The following is an 18,003-nucleotide window of genomic DNA, read 5'->3' on the forward strand; positions in this document are numbered from 1 at the left end:
GTCAGTCTTCGAATTGGCGGCGCTCGGCCTCGATGGCTTCGGCCAGGGCGCGGGCTTCGTCTTCTTCGTCGCTCAGCGGCGGCTGTTCGAGGGCGGCGACGGCCGCCAGGAGTTTTTCGCGGGCTTGGGCGACGCCGAGGATGTCTTCCTCGGGCTCAGGCTCGGACTCGGACTCGATTTCAATTTCAACTTCAGCCGCCCCCTCAACATGCAGCTCCTGGGCGTCCGGCGCTGCCGCACCATCACGCAGCAAATCATCGAAGTCGGTCTTGATGCCCTGCTCCATGTCGTCCAATTCCAGCAGCAAGGTGTGGAAACTGGTTTCGTCCTTCGGCTCTTCCGGTTCGGCGGAGGCGTCGGCCAGTTCCTGCAGGCTCGCCGGGACCGGGGCGTCGTCGAAGTCGAGTACCGGCTCGGTTTCCATCTCGCGCAATTCGGCCAGCGGTGGCAGGTCGTCGAGGTTTTTCAGGTTGAAGTGGTCGAGGAACACCTTGGTGGTAGCGAACATCGCCGGTTTGCCGGGCACGTCGCGGTAACCGACGATACGAATCCACTCGCGTTCCAGCAACGTCTTGACGATATGGCTGTTGACGGCCACGCCGCGCACGTCCTCGATTTCGCCACGGGTGATCGGCTGGCGATAGGCGATCAGCGCCATGGTTTCCAGCATCGCCCGGGAATAACGCTGCGGGCGTTCTTCCCACAAGCGGCCGACCCACGGGGAAAATTTCTCACGGATCTGCAGGCGATAACCCGACGCCACTTCGCGCAGCTCAAAGGCACGGCCGTCGCAGGACTTGCGCAGAATCTCCAGGGCTTTCTTGAAAACCGGCGGTTCAGGGCGTTCGGCCTCTTCAAAGAGTTCGAACAGGCGCTCCAGGGATTGCGGCTTACCCGAAGCCAGAAGAAAGGCCTCCAGCAGCGGGGCCAGTTCGCGGGGTTCAGTCAGATTCATCGATTCAGCTCTTTATTCGGCTCGCGCCCGCACGTGGATAGCCGCAAAAGGCTCATTCTGGACCAACTCGACCAAGGACTCCTTGACCAGCTCGAGGATCGCCATAAAGGTCACCACCACCCCCAGGCGCCCTTCTTCGGCGGTGAACAGCTCGACAAACGGCACAAAACCGCCGCCCTTGAGGCGTTCGAGCACATCGCTCATGCGCTCGCGGGTGGACAATGCCTCGCGGCTGACCTGGTGGTGTTCAAACATGTCGCCACGGCGCAGCACCTCGGCCATGGACATCAGCAACTCTTCCAGGCTCACGTCCGGCAACAGCTTGCGCGCCCGGGCTTCCGGCGCATCGAGCTTGGGCACCACCACATCGCGGCCCACGCGGCTGAGGCCGTCGATGCCTTCGGCGGCGGCCTTGAAGCGTTCGTACTCCTGCAGGCGGCGGATCAGCTCGGCGCGCGGGTCGTCTTCTTCGGCCTCGACCGTCTCCGAGCGCGGCAACAGCATGCGCGACTTGATCTCGGCGAGCATGGCGGCCATCACCAGGTACTCAGCGGCCAGTTCCAGGCGCACCGACTGCATCAGCTCGACATAGCCCATGTACTGACGGGTGATCTCCGCCACCGGGATGTCGAGGATGTTGATGTTCTGCTTGCGGATCAAATACAGCAGCAAATCCAGCGGACCTTCGAAGGCTTCAAGGAACACTTCCAGGGCATCCGGCGGGATGTACAGGTCCAGCGGCATTTCCATGACCGCCTGGCCATACACCATGGCAAACGGCAGTTCCTGCTGGGCGCCGGCCTGGCTGTCGACGGTTTCCACGGCCGACATTCAGGCCTCGACCATAAACGGCGCGGGGTCGCCGCAGCCGACACGGATCACTTCGGGGTCGCCGTCGGCCAGGTTGATCACGGTTGACGCCTTGCCGCCGCCGAAACCGCCGTCGATGATCAGGTCGACGTGTTTTTCCAGGAGTTGGCGCATCTCGTAGGGGTCTTCCAGCGGTTCGGTGGCGCCGGGCATGATCAACGACACGCTCATCAGCGGCTCGCCCAACTCGGCCAGCAGCGCCAGGGCGATCGGGTGTTCCGGCACACGCAGGCCGATGGTGCGCTTCTTCGGATGCAGCAACAGGCGCGGCACTTCGCGGGTGGCGTTGAGAATAAAGGTGTACGGCCCCGGCGTATGGGCCTTGAGCAGGCGGAAGGTGCCCGTGTCGACCTTGGCGAACAGGCCCAATTGGGACAGGTCGCTGCAGATCAGCGCAAAGTTGTGCTTGTCGTCCAGCTGACGCAGGCGTCTGACACGCTCGACCGCGTTTTTGTCGCCGATCTGACAACCGATGGCGTAGGACGAATCAGTTGGATAGATCACCACGCCACCGGCGCGAATGATCTCCACGGCCTGTTTGATCAGGCGTGGCTGAGGGTTTTCCGGATGAATCTGGAAGAATTGACTCACGTGCTCTACCTGTTCAGACGGTGGCAATAATGGGGTCATGCTTGAATCGCCCCCACAAGAGCGGCAAGTCTTCCGGGACCGGGCGATATTCGCCGATCTCGGACCAGCCGCCTGGGCCATGAAAGTCACTGCCGGCGCTGACCAGCAGACCAAATTCGCGGGCAAGAATCGCCAGGCTGCCAACCTGTTCGGCGGGTTGATGCCCGTTGACCACTTCAATTGCGTGGCCGCCCGCACCAATATAGTCGCCAATCAGCTTGCGACGCTTGCTGCGGGTGAAATCGTAATGCCAGGGATGTGCCAGGCTGACCCAGGCCCCGGAGGCCCGCAGGGTCTCGACGGTGGCGTCCAAGGTCGGCCAATGCTGCTTGACGTCGCCCAGTTTGCCGGCGCCCAGCCATTTGCGAAAGGCTTCGGCGCGGTCCCGGACAAACCCTTCGCGCACCATCCAATCGGCGAAATGCGGCCGGGCCGGTGCGTTGCCGCTGTCGCCCAGTTCCTGCTGGATAGCCCGGGCGCCGTCGAGGGCGTTGGGCATGCCTTTGAGGCCGAGCTTGCGGCTTATTTCTTCGGAGCGCAGCCAGCGGCCATCGTGCAATTGGGCGATGGCCTCCACCAGCGCGGGGGCTTTTTGGTCAAAACCGTAGCCGAGCACATGAATGGTGGCGCCGCCCCAGGTGCAGGACAATTCCACGCCGTTGACCAGTTGCATGCCCAGCGCCTGGGCGGCTTCGCGGGCCTCGTCGAGGCCTTCGAGGGTATCGTGGTCAGTCAACGACAGGACTCGCACGCCTTTTTCAAACGCACGCGCAACCAATACCGCAGGCGCCAGGGCGCCATCGGAGGCCGTACTGTGGCAGTGCAAATCAACATTCACGGAAGTGTGTAACCTCAAGTCAGGTGGCGCTTTCGCTACCAAGGATGTTTGTTATTATGCCGCCACATCCAGCTTCTGGCTCTTACTGTGAAACAATTCATCGACTTCATCCCGCTGTTGCTGTTTTTCATCGTTTACAAACTCGACCCCAGGGTCATCGATCTCGCCGGCCATGAACTGACCTTCGGGGGCATCTACAGCGCCACCGCCGTGCTGATCATCAGCTCCATCGTGGTCTACGGCGCCATCTTCATCTCCCAGCGCAAACTCGAAAAAAGCCAATGGCTGACCCTGGTCGCCTGCCTGGTCTTCGGCAGCCTGACCCTGGCCTTCCACAGCGAAACCTTCCTTAAATGGAAAGCCCCGGTGGTGAACTGGCTGTTCGCCCTGGCGTTCATCGGTAGCCACTTCGTTGGCGATCGCCTGTTGATCAAGCGGATCATGGGCCATGCCCTGACCCTGCCGGAGCCGGTGTGGACACGCCTGAACGTGGCCTGGATCGTGTTTTTCCTGTTCTGCGGCGGCGCCAATCTATTTGTGGCCTTCACCTTCCAGAACTACTGGGTCGACTTCAAGGTGTTCGGCAGCCTGGGCATGACCGTATTGTTCCTGGTGGGCCAGGGCATCTACCTGTCGCGCCACCTGCATGAAACCGACCCCACTACGCCGAAAACCGAGGACTGACATGCTCTACGCCATCATTGCCACCGACGTTGCCAACTCGCTGGAAAAACGCCTGTCCGTGCGCCCGGCTCACGTCGAGCGCCTGAAAGTGCTGCAGGCCGAAGGCCGCATCGTGTTGGCCGGCCCGCACCCGGCGATCGACAGCAACGACCCGGGCGCTGCCGGTTTCACCGGTAGCCTGATCGTTGCCGAGTTCGCGTCCCTGGCCGATGCCCAAGCCTGGGCCAAGGCTGACCCGTATATGGCGGCCGGCGTCTACGCGGATGTAGTGATCAAACCGTTCAAGCAAGTCCTGCCTTGACCCCGGTCGCGCCGAACCAATTCGGTTCGGCGCACTCCTAATTGCTCATTATTCTGGGTAACCTGCCGACAACGTTCTGAATATTCGTGTGGAATCAGGAGTTCCGATGCGCTTACGTCAGTTGTGTCTGTTGGCAGTGTTAATGATCGGGGCTACGGCCCACGCTGAAGAAACCTCAAACACCGGCAGTTCTACGCCCCTGTCCTTGAGTGCCGGCAGCCAGATCACCGAATTGCAGCAACGCTTGAAAGAAAGCGAGCGGCTGCGTGAAGAACTGAGCAAGCAACTGCAAACCACGGATGCTGCCCGTGAAAGCGCCCAGCTGAGTCGCTTGCGCCAAGAGAACCAACGCCTGGCCCAGCAACTCAAAGAGACACAGGGCGGCGGCTTGACCCGATGGCTGACCGAGCAACAGCAGTGGTTTGTCACCGGCGGGGCCGTCGCACTGATCGCCCTGCTGTGCGGGATCTTCGCCAGCGGTGGGCACCGTCGCCGTCGACAATGGCTAAATTGAGTGAGTCATGAGCGAGCTGTTACTGATAGATGATGACCAGGAGCTCTGCGAGCTGCTGACCAGTTGGTTGAGCCAGGAAGGCTTCCAGGTGCGCGCCTGCCACGACGGTTTGAGCGCCCGCAAAGCCTTGGCCGACAGCGCCCCGGCGGCCGTGGTGCTCGACGTGATGCTGCCCGATGGCAGTGGTCTGGAGTTGCTCAAGCAATTGCGCAACGACCATCCGGAGCTGCCGGTGCTGATGCTGTCGGCCCGGGGCGAGCCGCTGGACCGTATCCTCGGCCTGGAACTGGGCGCCGACGACTACCTGGCCAAGCCGTGTGACCCACGGGAGCTGACTGCCCGCCTGCGCGCCGTGTTGCGCCGCAGCCACCCGGCCGCCGTGTCAACGCAACTGGAACTGGGCGACCTGTGCTTCAGCCCGGTGCGCGGCGTGGTCAGCATCGACAATCAGGAATTCACCCTCACCGTTTCCGAAAGCCGCCTGCTCGAAGCCTTGCTGCGCCAGCCCGGCGAACCGCTGGATAAACAGGAACTGGCGCAGATCGCCCTCGGCCGCAAGCTGACCCTCTATGATCGCAGCCTCGACATGCACGTCAGCAACCTGCGCAAAAAGATCGGCCCGCACCCGGATGGCCGGCCACGGATCGTGGCGTTGCGCAGCCGCGGCTACTACTACAGCCTATGAGCCCAGCAACACGCTGATCCCACATTTGATCTGCTCGGCCCCCAGGGTTTTGTCAGCTTCCACCAAAACCCTCTTTACCCAAGCTTTACCCACACCTGACCGCCGCTGACCTTGATCTCCGTAATCTACTCACATCCGGACTCACCGGAATAGAGACAGGAGAATCACCATGCGCAAGACCCTAATCGCCCTGATGTTCGCCGCAGCCCTGCCCACCGTTGCCATGGCAGCAATGCCTGAAGGCCCAGGCCCGATGGGCGGCCCTGAAGGCCACATGATGGGGGGTCCAGGCTTTGACGGTGAACACGGTCCGCGTGGCAAAGGTGGCCCGTTCAGCCAGCTGGATTTGAGCAAGGAACAACGCCAGCAGATCGGCAAGCTGATGGGCGACCAATGGCACGCTCGCAAAGACCTGGTCAAAAAGTACCTGGACAAACTCCCGGCCGCTGACCAGAAAGCCATGCAGGATGAAATCGCCGCCGGCAGGCAGAAAACCCAGGCCGACGTCCGTGCCGTGCTCAAGCCTGACCAGCAGAAGAAATTCGACGAGATCGTCAAGAAGGAAGAACAACGCCGCGCCGAGTGGAAGGAATTCCAGGCCTGGAAAGCGCAGCAGCCGCAAAAAGCGCAATAATGTTCTAGCTTCACTGCCCCAGCCCAGCGGTTCGCGCCGCTGGGCTTTTCCTGTTTGAGGGTTTCCTGTGCGTTCATTGTTCTGGCGTATCCTGGCCAGTTTCTGGCTGGCCATCGCCTTGGTTGCCGGGCTGTCGATCCTACTGGGGCATATGCTCAACCAGGACGCCTGGATTCTCAGCCGCCATCCCGGTCTCAATAACCTGGCCCAAGAGTGGACCCAGCTCTACGAAGCCCAGGGCGAGGACGCCGCGCAAGACTTGCTGCAACAGCGCAAGCGCCAGTACCACATTGACGTGCAAGTACTCAACGAAAGCGGCGAGCCCGTGGTACGCGGCACCTTTCCGCGCCGCGCCGCCGCCTTCGAAGCCCGGCAGAACGACAGCAAGGATGGCCACCTGCCCTGGCGGCGCCTGACCGCCGAGTACACCAGCGAGAAAACCGGCGACACCTACCTGCTGATCTACCGCATCCCCCATCCGGAGTTGGACGCCTGGCACCGCAACAGCCTGATGTGGCCGTTGAGCGCATTGGCGATTGCCTTGGTGGTGCTGACCCTGTTCAGCCTGCTGGTGACGCTGTCCATCACCCGCCCCTTGAGCCGTCTGCGCGGCGCGGTGCATGACCTCGGCCAGGCCACCTACCAGCAGAACAGCCTGGCGCAACTGGCCAACCGCCGCGATGAATTCGGCGTCCTCGCCAACGACTTCAACCGCATGGGCGCGCGCCTGCAGAGCCTGATCGGCAGCCAGCGCCAGTTGCTGCGGGACGTGTCCCACGAACTGCGCTCGCCCCTGGCCCGCCTGCGTATCGCCCTGGCCCTGGCCGAACGTGCCGGGCCCGAGGAGCGCGAAAAACTCTGGCCACGCCTGACCCGCGAGTGCGACCGCCTGGAAGCGCTGATCAGCGAAATCCTGGTACTGGCCCGGGTCGACGCCGACAACGCCAGCGCCGAAGAGGTGGACCTCATCCCGCTGCTCAAGACCCTGCAAAAGGACGCCCAACTCAGCGCGCCGGACCAGGTGGTGCAACTGAACGCCGATCCCGACCTGCGCCTCAAAGGCTGGCCGACCATGATCGAACGCGCCGTGGATAACCTGCTGCGCAATGCCCAGCGCTTCAATCCGCCAGGCCAACCGATCGAATTGCAGGCTCGCCGCCTGGGCGAACGCATCCTGATCAGCGTGCGCGATCACGGCCCCGGCGTCGAGGCCGAGCACCTGAGCCAGTTGGGCGAGCCGTTCTACCGCGCGCCCGGCCAAACGGCGCAGGGCCACGGCCTGGGCCTGGCGATTGCACGGCGGGCGGCGGAACGCCATGGCGGTAACCTGATCCTGGCCAATCATCCCGACGGCGGTTTTAGCGCCAGTATCGACCTGCCATTGACGCCGGGGGTTGTCACACCGGCGTGATGATCTTCTATAGTGGCCCTTCTCTTATGGAGGGCCTTCGATGACTGACCTGCTGACTCCCATCCAAGCCGCACTCGATCTACCGCTCACCCCACTGACCTTGACCGAGGCCGGCGCCCTGCCTTCGATCTTCGCCGTGACCGACCTGGCCGGCGCCAGTATCGGCGCCGCCGGTCAGGCCGTTGCCCACCTCATCCTGCAACAGACCGGGCGATTGCCCAGCGTGAGCGTGGACCGACGCCTCGCCTCGTTCTGGTGCTCTTCCTCGATCCGCCCCGTCGGTTGGCAAGTGCCACCCCTGTGGGACCCGGTGGCCGGAGACTACGCCAGCGCCGACGGCTGGATTCGCTTGCACACCAACGCGCCCCATCACCGTGCCGCTGCCGAGCAGGTGCTCGGTAGGGTCGCCGAGCGTGCGCAGATGGCAAGCAAGGTCGCGGCCTGGAATGCCGCTGAACTGGAGCAGGCGATTGTCGAGGCCGGCGGGTGCGCCGCGCAGATGCGCACGTGGCAGGCCTGGCAAACCCATCCGCAGGGCCTGGCGGTGAATGCAGAGGCCTTGGTTCAGCGCCAGAGTTTCGACACCACCACCGCTAAACCCTGGCGCGGCTCAGCGGCCCGACCACTGGCCGGTATCAAGGTGCTGGACCTGACGCGCGTATTGGCCGGCCCCGTCGCCAGCCGTTTTCTCGCTGGGCTGGGTGCGGACGTGCTGCGCATCGACTCACCGACCTGGAACGAGCCAGGCGTAGTGCCGGAAATGACCCTGGGCAAACGCTGCGCGCGCCTGGACCTGAAAACCGCCGCAGACCGCCAGGTTTTCGAAAGTCTGCTCAAAGAGGCCGACATCCTGTTCCACGGCTACCGCGCCGACGCCCTGGAGCAGCTGGGCTACACCGCCAGCACACTGCAACAACTCGCCCCCGGCCTGATCGACGTGAGCCTCAATGCCTACGGTTGGAGCGGGCCGTGGCGCAACCGCCGGGGCTTCGACAGCCTGGTGCAGATGAGCAGCGGCATCGCCGACGCGGGCATGGCCTGGAAACACGCGGATAAACCTGTGCCGCTGCCGTTGCAGGCGTTGGATCACGCCACCGGCTACTTGATGGCAGCCAGCGCCATCCAGGCACTGCGCGAGCGCTTGGCCTCCGGCCGTGGCGGTTCGGCGCGGTTGTCGTTGGCGCGCACGGCAAAATTGTTGCTGGACGCCGGACCGGTTCCGGAGCAACCGCCATTGCGGGCCGAGGCACCTGAAGATCAGGGATTGGTGGAGGAACAAACGGCCTGGGGACCGGCGCACCGATTGCTCGCGCCGCTGGCCATCAGCGGCACACCGTTGCAGTGGGATTTGCCGGCGGGAGAGTTGGGGTCGCACCGGCCTCAGTGGTGAATTGAAGGTCGCCATCGCAGGCCAGCCCGCTGCCACATTTGTACCGTGGCCGAATGTGGCAGCGGGCTGGCCCGCGATAAGGCCCTCACCCGCACGATCAATCCACCCAGCTCACCACACCACACAGTTGCGCTGATCAAAACGCCAAAGTCTCATAACCGCAACACCCCGCTATACAGCCCATATGCCGCCAACCCCGCGCCCGCCATCACACAGGCAAAAATGCCTTTTTCCACATGGGTAAACAACGGCTGGCCCTGCTCGCGCTTGGCCAGGGCAAACAACACCACGCCCGGCGCATACAGCAACGCCGACAGCAACAAGTACTTCAGCCCCCCGGCGTAGAGCAGCCACACCGCGTAGCCCAGTGCAATCAGGCCCACCAGCAGATCTTTCAGGCGCTGGCGCTGGGCGCCTTCGTAGGTTTCCCCGCGCCCGCTCAACAACACCGCGTAGGCCGCCGACCACAGGTAAGGCACCAGGATCATGGACGAGGCCAGGTAAATCAGGGTGGTGTAGGTGCTTTCGGAAAACAACGTGATGACCAGGAATATCTGGATCATCACATTCGTCAGCCACAGGGCGTTGACCGGCACCTGGTTGGCGTTTTCCTTTTTCAGGAAGGCCGGCATGGTCTTGTCATGGGCCGTGGCGTAGAGAATTTCCGCGCAGAGCAGCGCCCATGACAGCAACGCGCCCAGCAGCGATACCGCCAAACCGATGCTGATCAGCAGCGCGCCCCAGGGCCCGACGATGTGCTCCAGCACGCCGGCCAGGGACGGGTTCTGCAATTTCGCCAGTTCCGGCTGGCTCATGATGCCCAAGGAGAGCAGGTTCACCAGCACCAGCAGCGCCAGCACGCCGAGAAACCCGATCACCGTGGCCCGGCCCACGTCGGAGCGTTTCTGCGCCCGCGCCGAATACACGCTGGCGCCCTCGATGCCGATAAACACGAACACCGTGACCAGCATCATATTGCGCACCTGGTCCGCCACGCTGCCGAATTGCGGCTTGCCCAAGCCCCAGATGTCAGCCGTGAAGATATCCGCCTTGAATGCCACGCCGGCGATGACCACGAACATCAGCAACGGTACGAGCTTGGCCACCGTGGTGATCTGGTTGATGAATGCCGCCTCCTTGATCCCGCGCATCACCAGGAAATGCACGGCCCACAGCAACAGCGAGGCGCAGCCGATGGCCACCGGCGTATTGCCCTCGCCGAACACCGGAAAAAAGTAGCCGAGGGTGCTGAACAAGAGTACGAAGTAGCCGACATTGCCCATCCACGCGCTGATCCAGTAACCCCAGGCAGACGAGAAGCCCATGTAGTCGCCGAAACCGGCTTTGGCGTAGGCATACACCCCGGAATCCAGCTCGGGTTTGCGGTTGGCCAGGGTCTGGAACACAAACGCCAGGGTCAGCATGCCCACGGCGGTGATCGCCCAGCCGATCAATACCGCGCCGACTTCGGCGCGCGCGGCCATATTTTGTGGCAGGGAAAAAATCCCCCCGCCGATCATGGAGCCCACCACCAGGGCGATCAAGGCGCTGAGTCGAAGCTTTTCAGACGATTGCGACATGAACTCTCCAGAGTCAAAAACAAATGAGCGAACGATTGTGTACTCAACTAATTTGCACGAGAGCTCCCGCGTTTATCAGGTATTGCGAACAAAACGCGGGTTCTAATAACCCAAAGGCATGTCAATAACTAGAGTTTAGGGAAATTTATAAATTAAATATGTATTGAACTTTATGAACATCAATGGTTTGCCGAATCGCCCTGGAAAAAGTTTGCACATTCACAAAAAGGGGCTAGCTTGAAATGTCTCTGCAATTAGCAAACCTTAACAATAAACAGCGCATAAAGGCTCTACTACAAGGTGCTGCGCCAAGCCCTTGCGCTCGCAGCATTTTCGGCCTAAGTCATTAATTCACAATGGAATGTGCCAATGATGTGATCTAAGTCAGTTGTTTGAATAGCACACAGAATTATTCTGTGCTCTCTCTTCTCCTGCATTGGAGTTATGCAATGTCTGAATCTCCCGGAAAACTTCGACTTGGTGCACTGGTTGCACTTGTCGTGGGCTCAATGATTGGCGGCGGGATCTTCTCCCTGCCGCAAAACATGGCAGCCAGCGCCGATGTCGGTGCCGTTCTGATCGGTTGGGTGATTACTGCTGTAGGCATGTTGACCCTCGCCTTTGTATTCCAAACCCTGGCCAACCGCAAACCCGACCTCGACGGCGGCGTATACGCCTATGCCAAGGCCGGTTTCGGCGACTACATGGGCTTCTCGTCTGCCTGGGGTTACTGGATCAGCGCGTGGCTGGGCAACGTCGGCTACTTCGTACTCTTGTTCAGCACCCTCGGCTACTTCTTCCCGATCTTTGGCGAGGGCAACACCCCGGCCGCAGTGATTGGCGCCTCGGTGCTGCTGTGGGCCGTGCATTTCCTGGTACTGCGCGGGATCAAGGAAGCGGCGTTCATCAACCTCGTGACCACCGTCGCCAAGATAGTGCCGCTGGTGCTGTTCGTGCTGATTGCGGTGTTTGCATTCAAGCTGGACATCTTCACCGCTGACATCTGGGGCCTGAAAAACCCCGACCTGGGCAGCGTGATGAACCAGGTGCGCAACATGATGCTGGTCACCGTATGGGTGTTCATCGGCATCGAAGGCGCGAGCATCTTCTCGGCGCGGGCCGAAAAACGCTCCGACGTGGGCAAGGCCACCGTGATCGGTTTTATCACCGTGCTGCTGTTCCTGATGCTGGTGAACGTACTTTCGCTGGGCATCATGACCCAACCGGAACTGGCCAAGTTGCAGAACCCGTCGATGGCTGCCGTGCTGGAGCACGTCGTGGGCCACTGGGGCGCGGTGCTGATCAGCGTCGGCTTGATCATCTCGCTGCTCGGCGCACTGCTGTCGTGGGTGCTGCTGTGTGCGGAGATCATGTTCGCCGCCGCCAAAGACCACACCATGCCGGAGTTCCTGCGTAAGGAAAACGCCAACCATGTACCGGCCAACGCGTTGTGGCTGACCAACGCGATGGTCCAGGTGTTCCTGGTTATCACCTTGTTTTCCGCCAGCACGTACCTGTCGCTGATCTACCTCGCCACCTCGATGATCCTGGTGCCTTACCTGTGGTCGGCAGCCTATGCGCTGTTGCTGGCGGTACGTGGCGAAACCTACGAAAACGCCTCGGCCGACCGCAGGAAGGACCTGATCATCGGCGCGATCGCACTGATCTACGCGGTCTGGCTGCTCTACGCCGGCGGCACCAAATACCTGCTGCTCTCCGCCCTGCTCTATGCCCCTGGCGCGATCCTGTTCGCCAAGGCCAAGCATGAACTGGGCAAACCGATTTTCACCAACGTCGAGAAGCTGATTTTCGCCGCAGTGGTTGTTGGCGCCCTGGTGGCTGCCTACGGCCTCTACGCCGGCTTCCTGACTATGTAATTGTTGTTCACTGGAGGATCTGTAATGACCACGGAAAAAGTGAAGTACGGCGTACATTCCGAAGCCGGCAAACTGCGCAAAGTCATGGTGTGCTCCCCAGGTTTGGCCCACCAGCGGCTGACCCCCAACAACTGCGATGAATTGCTGTTCGATGACGTGCTGTGGGTGGCCCAGGCCAAGCGCGACCATTTCGACTTTGTCACCAAGATGCGCGAGCGGGACATTGATGTGCTGGAAATGCACAACCTGCTGACCGATATCGTCGCCATCCCCGAAGCCCTGGACTGGATTCTGGAACGCAAGATCACCGCCAATACAGTGGGTCTGGGCCTGGTCGATGAAGTCAGCTCCTGGCTGCGCAGCCTGGAGCCACGCAAGACCGCCGAGTTCCTGATTGGTGGCGTGTCGGCCGATGACCTGCCGAGCAGCTTCGGTGGCAAGACCATCGAGATGTTCCGCGATTTCCTCGGCCACTCCAGCTTCATTCTGCCGCCGCTGCCCAACACCCAGTTCACCCGCGACACCACTTGCTGGATCTACGGTGGCGTGACGCTGAACCCGATGTACTGGCCGGCGCGACGTCAGGAAACCCTGCTGGCCAGCGCCATCTACAAATTCCACCCCGAGTTTACCAACGCGGACTTCCAGATCTGGTACGGCGACCCTGACCTGGAACACGGTGCTGCCACCCTGGAAGGCGGTGACGTCATGCCGATTGGCAATGGCGTCGTGTTGATCGGCATGGGGGAGCGCTCGTCCCACCAGGCCATCGGCCAGTTGGCGCGCAACCTGTTCAAAAACAAAGCCGTGGAACGAGTGATCGTTGCCGGCCTGCCAAAATCCCGCGCGGCGATGCACTTGGACACCGTGTTCAGCTTCTGTGACCGCGATCTGGTCACCATCTTCCCTGAAGTGGTCAACCAGATCGTCGCCTTCACCCTGCGCCCTGACGAAAGCAAGCCGCACGGCATCGATATCCAACGGGAGAAAACCAACTTCCTCGACACCGTAGCCGCAGCGCTCAACCTCAAGGCCTTGCGCGTCGTCGAAACCGGCGGCAACAGCTTCGCCGCCGAGCGCGAGCAGTGGGACGACGGCAACAACGTGGTAGCCCTGGAGCCTGGCGTGGTGATCGGCTACGACCGCAACACCTCCACCAACACCCTGCTGCGCAAGGCCGGCGTGGAAGTCATCACCATCAGCGCCGGTGAACTCGGCCGTGGCCGTGGCGGTGGCCACTGCATGACTTGCCCGATCATCCGCGACCCAATCGATTATTAATTTTCACGCCTTGGCCGCCGCTCACGAGGCGTCGGCCAAGGGGATAACCTAAACAGAAGGAGATCCACCATGGCTTTCAACATGCGCAACCGCAGCCTGCTCTCGCTGATGCACCACACCACTCGCGAGCTCAACTACCTGCTGGACCTGTCCCGCGACCTCAAACGCGCCAAATACACCGGCACCGAGCGTCCGCACTTGCTGGGCAAGAACATCGCACTGATCTTCGAAAAAACCTCGACCCGCACTCGCTGCGCCTTCGAAGTAGCGGCCCACGACCAGGGCGCCCACGTCACCTATATCGACCCGATGTCGTCGCAGATCGGCCACAAAGAAAGCATGAAAGACACCGCCCGCGTCCTCGGCCGGATGTTCGATGCCATTGAATACCGTGGCTTCGCGCAGGAAATCGTCGAAGAGCTGGCCAAGTTCGCCGGTGTGCCGGTATTCAACGGCCTGACCGCCGAATTCCACCCGACCCAAATGATCGCCGACACCCTGACCATGCGCGAACACAGCGACAAGCCGCTGCATGACATCAGCTACGCCTACCTGGGCGACGCCCGCTACAACATGGGCAACTCGCTGCTGATGATCGGCGCCAAGCTGGGCATGGACGTGCGCATCGGCGCGCCGAAAGCCCTGTGGCCACACGAAGATTTCATCAAGCAGTGCCAGGCCTTTGCCGAGGAAAGCGGCGCGCGCATCACCATCACCGAAGACCCTGTCGCGGCGGTGAAGGGCGTGGACTTCATCCACACCGATATCTGGGTGTCCATGGGCGAGCCGGTTGAAGCGTGGGACGAGCGTATCGAGCAACTGCTGCCGTACCAGGTCAACGCCAAGATGATGAAAGCCTCGGGCAACCCTCGGGTGAAGTTCATGCACTGCCTGCCGGCCTTCCATAACAGCGAAACCAAGGTTGGCAAGGACATCGCCGCACGTTATCCGAACCTGGCCAATGGCGTGGAAGTGACCGAAGAGGTGTTTGAATCCCCGGCCAACATCGCCTTTGAGCAAGCGGAAAACCGCATGCACACCATCAAGGCGATCCTGGTGTCGACGTTGGCGGATATCTAACTTTTACTGCTGGAACACAGTCAATGTGGGAGGGGGCTTGCCCCCGATAGCGGCGTATCAGTCGATACAAGTATTGAATGTTAGCCCGCCATCGGGAGCAAGCCCCCTCCCACACTTAGTCCTGTGTTCACACGCTGAACTCTAGAAGGATTGCATTATGCGTATCGTCGTTGCACTGGGCGGTAACGCCCTCCTCCGCCGTGGTGAACCCATGACAGCGGACAACCAACGCGCCAATATCCGAATCGCCACCGAACAGATTGCCAAGATCCATTGCGGCAACGAGCTGGTGATCGCCCACGGTAACGGCCCGCAAGTCGGCCTGCTGTCGTTGCAGGCGGCGGCCTACACCAGCGTCTCGCCGTACCCGCTGGACGTGCTCGGCGCGGAAACCGAAGGCATGATCGGCTACATCATCGAACAGGAACTGGGCAACCTGCTGGACTTCGAAGTCCCGTTTGCCACCCTGCTCACCCAGGTTGAAGTGGACGCCAACGACCCGGCCTTCAAGAAACCCAGCAAACCGATCGGCCCCGTGTACTCCCAGGCCGAAGCCGAGAAACTCGCCGCTGAAAAAGGCTGGACCATCGCCCCGGATGGCGATAAATACCGCCGCGTCGTCGCCAGCCCGCGGCCGAAACGCATCTTCGAAATTCGCCCGATCCAATGGCTGTTGGAAAAAGGCAGCATCGTGATCTGCGCCGGCGGTGGCGGTATCCCGACGATGTACGGCGAAGACGGCAAGCTCAAGGGCATCGAGGCCGTGATCGACAAGGACCTGTGCTCATCGCTGCTGGCTTCGCAACTGGAAGCCGATTTGCTGGTGATTGCCACCGACGTCAATGCCGCCTTTATCGACTTCGGCAAGCCGACCCAGAAGGCCATCGGCCAGGCCCACCCGGATGAAATGGAAAGGCTTGGTTTCGCCGCCGGTTCCATGGGGCCGAAAGTGCAAGCGGCCTGCGAGTTCGCGCGCCAGACTGGCAAAACCGCTGTGATCGGTTCACTCTCGGACATCGAAGCCATCGTCCAGGGCCACGCCGGCACCCGTATCAGCACGGCAACCCCAGGCATCCGTTATCTGTGAAGTTGAGGAAAAACGCCTATGGCTACCTTTGAACCCGGGCATTTGCACATCGAACGACACGCGCTGAACAACGCCGACTACAGCTACAACCTGCACATCGACTATGAAGTCAGCCAGCACCCCAAGGAAGGCCAGGGGATGCTGTTCAAGCTGCATGGCTCGGTGCAGGGCAACGACCTCAAGGAAGAGTTTTTCCTGCCCAAGGACCAGGCGTTCGACTTTGCCCGGCATGCGATGAATATCGCGCAGAAGTACGGGATGCCGAAGATCGCGACGCTCAACGGCGATATGCACAAGCAGTACGACTTGATGTTCGAGGACGTTCGGCATCAGTTGAATGTAAAACCGGGTGATCCGGTCAAACCCGAACACCTCGCATAACTCGGTCAAAATGAGGGAGGGGCTTGCTCCCCTCCCACATTTTTGATCTCCCCCCCTGTCTGGCATACTTGCCGCCTCTCGCTCCCCAGAATTGTCAGCCGCCCCATGCGTATCCACGTCAGCTTCATCGACCGCGTCGGCATTACCCAGGAAGTCCTGGCCTTGCTCGGTGGGCGCAATCTCAACCTGGACGCGGTAGAAATGATCCCGCCCAATGTCTACATCGACGCGCCGACCCTGAGCGCCGGAGTCCTCGAAGAGCTGCGGGACGCGCTGTTCAGCGTCAACGGCGTGCAGGCGGTGACGGTGGTGGACATCCTCCCCGGCCAACGCCGCCACCTGCAACTCGACGCACTGCTCGCGGCCATGACCGACCCGGTGCTGGCCCTGGATAGTGCGGGCAAGATCCTGCTGGCCAACCCGGCGTTGATCGCCCTGTACGGTCGCGAACCGGCCGGCGAAAGCATCAGCGAGCTGTTCAACGACCCGGCATTGCTCGACACCTTGCTGGAGCAAGGCTTTCGCTTGCCTCTGCGCGAGATCAGCGTCAATGGCCAGACCCTGCTGCTGGAGGCCACGCCGATCACCGATGCCGGTGCCCTGCTCAGCCTCTACCAGCCCAACCGCATCGGCGAACAGTTGTCGGCCCTGCACCACGACCATGCGGAAGGCTTCGATGCGCTGCTCGGCGAGTCGCCGGCGATTCGCACCCTCAAGGCGCGTGCGCAGCGCGTCGCGGTGCTCGATGCACCGCTGTTGATCCAGGGCGAGACCGGCACCGGCAAAGAACTGGTGGCGCGGGCCTGCCACGCTATCAGCGCGCGCTGCAGTGCGCCGTTCCTGGCGTTGAACTGTGCGGCGCTACCGGAAAACCTCGCCGAAAGCGAACTGTTCGGCTACGCCCCCGGCGCCTTCACCGGGGCCCAGCGCGGCGGCAAGCCGGGGCTGATGGAACTGGCCAACCAGGGCACGGTGTTCCTCGATGAGATCGGCGAAATGTCGCCGTACCTGCAGGCCAAGCTGCTGCGCTTTCTCAATGACGGTAGTTTTCGCCGAGTAGGCGGCGACCGTGAAGTGAAGGTGAACGTGCGCATCCTCAGCGCCACCCACCGCGACCTGGAAAAGATGGTCGCCGAGGGCACCTTTCGCGAAGACCTGTTCTATCGCCTCAACGTCCTCAATGTCGAAGTGCCGCCCCTGCGCGAGCGAGGCCAGGACATCCTGCTGCTGGCACGCTACTTCATGCAGCAGGCCTGTGCGCAGATCCAGCGCCCGGTCTGCCGCCTGGCGCCCGGTACTTACCCGGCATTGCTGGGCAACCGCTGGCCGGGCAATGTGCGGCAGTTGCAGAACGTGATCTTCCGCGCCGCCGCCATCTGCGAAAGCAGCCTGGTGGACATCGGCGACCTGGACATCGCCGGCACCTCGGTCGCACGCCAGAGCGACAGCGAAATCGACAGCCTGGAACAGGCCGTGGAAGACTTCGAACGCAGCCTCCTGGAAAAGCTCTACACCAGCTACCCGTCGACCCGCCAGTTGGCGAGCCGCCTGCACACCTCCCACACCGCTATCGCCCATCGCCTGCGCAAATACGGCATCCCCAACAAGCCCTGACTGAACACGGATCAAATGGGGGAGGGGCAGCGTGTCATCAAATACGACCTTGATCTGTACTGAAAGCGCTACAGCGTAACGATATCGCTACAACCCTGCTTTTTGCGCGCCATGCAAGGCTTTGATCCACATAGGCTTTTTTTCTTGCGGCGAAGTGTAGCGAAATCGCTACAGCCTCAGGCGCGATCGCG

Annotated in this window: 18 protein-coding genes; 13 read left to right on the top strand and 5 right to left on the bottom strand. The window is 61.6% G+C overall.

From position 1 onward, the window contains the following. Window position 1: 1 nt before the first annotated feature. The 4 genes from scpB to ACP7CJ_RS08610 form a co-directional block, all read right to left on the bottom strand. Window positions 2-955, bottom strand: coding sequence for an SMC-Scp complex subunit ScpB (gene scpB / locus ACP7CJ_RS08595; protein WP_426100132.1), 954 nt, complete (start codon window positions 953-955; stop codon window positions 2-4). 12 nt (window positions 956-967) lie between these two features. Continuing rightward, window positions 968-1,666 (bottom strand): segregation and condensation protein A, encoded by a 699-nt coding sequence (locus tag ACP7CJ_RS08600; protein ID WP_178115112.1) that lies wholly within the window; start codon window positions 1,664-1,666, stop codon window positions 968-970. A 120-nt stretch (window positions 1,667-1,786) separates the two neighbouring features. After that, window positions 1,787-2,416 carry an L-threonylcarbamoyladenylate synthase gene (locus ACP7CJ_RS08605; RefSeq protein ID WP_276194601.1) on the bottom strand — a complete coding sequence of 210 codons (630 nt, stop codon included), beginning with the start codon at window positions 2,414-2,416 and terminating at the stop codon, window positions 1,787-1,789. 13 nt (window positions 2,417-2,429) lie between these two features. Continuing rightward, window positions 2,430-3,293, bottom strand: a complete 864-nt coding sequence (locus ACP7CJ_RS08610) for a PHP domain-containing protein (RefSeq protein WP_276194602.1) — start codon at window positions 3,291-3,293, stop codon at window positions 2,430-2,432. An 87-nt stretch (window positions 3,294-3,380) separates the two neighbouring features. On the opposite strand from ACP7CJ_RS08610, the gene ACP7CJ_RS08615 reads away from it, so the two are divergent. From ACP7CJ_RS08615 to ACP7CJ_RS08645, 7 genes are all read left to right on the top strand, one after another. After that, the gene (locus ACP7CJ_RS08615) at window positions 3,381-3,977 is read left to right on the top strand and encodes a septation protein A (RefSeq protein WP_276194603.1); all 597 of its coding nucleotides are present in this window, start codon (window positions 3,381-3,383) and stop codon (window positions 3,975-3,977) included. A 1-nt stretch (window position 3,978) separates the two neighbouring features. Then, window positions 3,979-4,278: a YciI family protein gene (locus ACP7CJ_RS08620; protein ID WP_276194604.1), complete on the top strand. Its 300-nt coding sequence runs from the start codon at window positions 3,979-3,981 to the stop codon at window positions 4,276-4,278. Between the two features lie 106 nt (window positions 4,279-4,384). Further along, window positions 4,385-4,792 carry a translation initiation factor 2 gene (locus tag ACP7CJ_RS08625; RefSeq protein ID WP_426100133.1) on the top strand — a complete coding sequence of 136 codons (408 nt, stop codon included), beginning with the start codon at window positions 4,385-4,387 and terminating at the stop codon, window positions 4,790-4,792. Between the two features lie 7 nt (window positions 4,793-4,799). After that, the gene (locus ACP7CJ_RS08630; protein WP_169883602.1) at window positions 4,800-5,477 is read left to right on the top strand and encodes a response regulator transcription factor; all 678 of its coding nucleotides are present in this window, start codon (window positions 4,800-4,802) and stop codon (window positions 5,475-5,477) included. Window positions 5,478-5,646: 169 nt separating this feature from the next. Beyond that, complete coding sequence (locus tag ACP7CJ_RS08635; protein WP_276194606.1) at window positions 5,647-6,111, top strand: Spy/CpxP family protein refolding chaperone; 465 nt, start codon at window positions 5,647-5,649, stop codon at window positions 6,109-6,111. 67 nt (window positions 6,112-6,178) lie between these two features. Beyond that, window positions 6,179-7,522: a sensor histidine kinase gene (locus tag ACP7CJ_RS08640; RefSeq protein ID WP_276194607.1), complete on the top strand. Its 1,344-nt coding sequence runs from the start codon at window positions 6,179-6,181 to the stop codon at window positions 7,520-7,522. A gap of 40 nt (window positions 7,523-7,562) precedes the next feature. Continuing rightward, on the top strand, window positions 7,563-8,912 hold the full coding sequence (locus ACP7CJ_RS08645; protein WP_426100134.1) for a CoA transferase: 1,350 nt from the start codon (window positions 7,563-7,565) through the stop codon (window positions 8,910-8,912). Between the two features lie 152 nt (window positions 8,913-9,064). Here ACP7CJ_RS08645 and arcD (ACP7CJ_RS08650) read toward each other — a convergent pair whose 3' ends face one another. Continuing rightward, window positions 9,065-10,492: an arginine-ornithine antiporter gene (gene arcD, locus ACP7CJ_RS08650; RefSeq protein WP_276194609.1), complete on the bottom strand. Its 1,428-nt coding sequence runs from the start codon at window positions 10,490-10,492 to the stop codon at window positions 9,065-9,067. A gap of 449 nt (window positions 10,493-10,941) precedes the next feature. On the opposite strand from arcD (ACP7CJ_RS08650), the gene arcD (ACP7CJ_RS08655) reads away from it, so the two are divergent. From arcD (ACP7CJ_RS08655) to ACP7CJ_RS08680, 6 genes are all read left to right on the top strand, one after another. Then, on the top strand, window positions 10,942-12,369 hold the full coding sequence (gene arcD / locus ACP7CJ_RS08655) for an arginine-ornithine antiporter (RefSeq protein ID WP_247404746.1): 1,428 nt from the start codon (window positions 10,942-10,944) through the stop codon (window positions 12,367-12,369). A 24-nt stretch (window positions 12,370-12,393) separates the two neighbouring features. Further along, window positions 12,394-13,650 (top strand): arginine deiminase, encoded by a 1,257-nt coding sequence (gene arcA, locus ACP7CJ_RS08660; RefSeq protein ID WP_247404748.1) that lies wholly within the window; start codon window positions 12,394-12,396, stop codon window positions 13,648-13,650. Window positions 13,651-13,719: 69 nt separating this feature from the next. Then, window positions 13,720-14,730, top strand: a complete 1,011-nt coding sequence (locus tag ACP7CJ_RS08665) for an ornithine carbamoyltransferase (RefSeq protein WP_247404751.1) — start codon at window positions 13,720-13,722, stop codon at window positions 14,728-14,730. 157 nt (window positions 14,731-14,887) lie between these two features. Beyond that, window positions 14,888-15,817 (top strand): carbamate kinase, encoded by a 930-nt coding sequence (arcC, locus tag ACP7CJ_RS08670; protein ID WP_426100135.1) that lies wholly within the window; start codon window positions 14,888-14,890, stop codon window positions 15,815-15,817. 18 nt (window positions 15,818-15,835) lie between these two features. After that, window positions 15,836-16,198 (top strand): DUF5064 family protein, encoded by a 363-nt coding sequence (locus tag ACP7CJ_RS08675; RefSeq protein WP_247404757.1) that lies wholly within the window; start codon window positions 15,836-15,838, stop codon window positions 16,196-16,198. Window positions 16,199-16,303: 105 nt separating this feature from the next. Continuing rightward, window positions 16,304-17,812: a sigma-54-dependent transcriptional regulator gene (locus ACP7CJ_RS08680; protein ID WP_276194610.1), complete on the top strand. Its 1,509-nt coding sequence runs from the start codon at window positions 16,304-16,306 to the stop codon at window positions 17,810-17,812. The last annotated feature ends 191 nt before the right edge of the window (window positions 17,813-18,003 follow it).

Origin of the sequence: Pseudomonas sp. PSPC3-2, from assembly GCF_049897085.1 — a bacterium.
Taxonomy (GTDB): Bacteria; Pseudomonadota; Gammaproteobacteria; order Pseudomonadales; family Pseudomonadaceae; genus Aquipseudomonas; species Aquipseudomonas paraveronii.

What these genes read in the sequence shown, in the direction of transcription:
- scpB (WP_426100132.1), bottom strand. Translation starts at nt 955, where the DNA reads ATGAATCTGACTGAACCCCGCGAACTGGCCCCGCTGCTGGAGGCCTTT.
- ACP7CJ_RS08620 (WP_276194604.1), top strand. Translation starts at nt 3,979, where the DNA reads ATGCTCTACGCCATCATTGCCACCGACGTTGCCAACTCGCTGGAAAAA.
- ACP7CJ_RS08625 (WP_426100133.1), top strand. Translation starts at nt 4,385, where the DNA reads ATGCGCTTACGTCAGTTGTGTCTGTTGGCAGTGTTAATGATCGGGGCT.
- ACP7CJ_RS08630 (WP_169883602.1), top strand. Translation starts at nt 4,800, where the DNA reads ATGAGCGAGCTGTTACTGATAGATGATGACCAGGAGCTCTGCGAGCTG.
- ACP7CJ_RS08635 (WP_276194606.1), top strand. Translation starts at nt 5,647, where the DNA reads ATGCGCAAGACCCTAATCGCCCTGATGTTCGCCGCAGCCCTGCCCACC.
- ACP7CJ_RS08645 (WP_426100134.1), top strand. Translation starts at nt 7,563, where the DNA reads ATGACTGACCTGCTGACTCCCATCCAAGCCGCACTCGATCTACCGCTC.
- arcD (WP_276194609.1), bottom strand. Translation starts at nt 10,492, where the DNA reads ATGTCGCAATCGTCTGAAAAGCTTCGACTCAGCGCCTTGATCGCCCTG.
- arcD (WP_247404746.1), top strand. Translation starts at nt 10,942, where the DNA reads ATGTCTGAATCTCCCGGAAAACTTCGACTTGGTGCACTGGTTGCACTT.
- arcA (WP_247404748.1), top strand. Translation starts at nt 12,394, where the DNA reads ATGACCACGGAAAAAGTGAAGTACGGCGTACATTCCGAAGCCGGCAAA.
- ACP7CJ_RS08665 (WP_247404751.1), top strand. Translation starts at nt 13,720, where the DNA reads ATGGCTTTCAACATGCGCAACCGCAGCCTGCTCTCGCTGATGCACCAC.
- arcC (WP_426100135.1), top strand. Translation starts at nt 14,888, where the DNA reads ATGCGTATCGTCGTTGCACTGGGCGGTAACGCCCTCCTCCGCCGTGGT.
- ACP7CJ_RS08675 (WP_247404757.1), top strand. Translation starts at nt 15,836, where the DNA reads ATGGCTACCTTTGAACCCGGGCATTTGCACATCGAACGACACGCGCTG.
- ACP7CJ_RS08680 (WP_276194610.1), top strand. Translation starts at nt 16,304, where the DNA reads ATGCGTATCCACGTCAGCTTCATCGACCGCGTCGGCATTACCCAGGAA.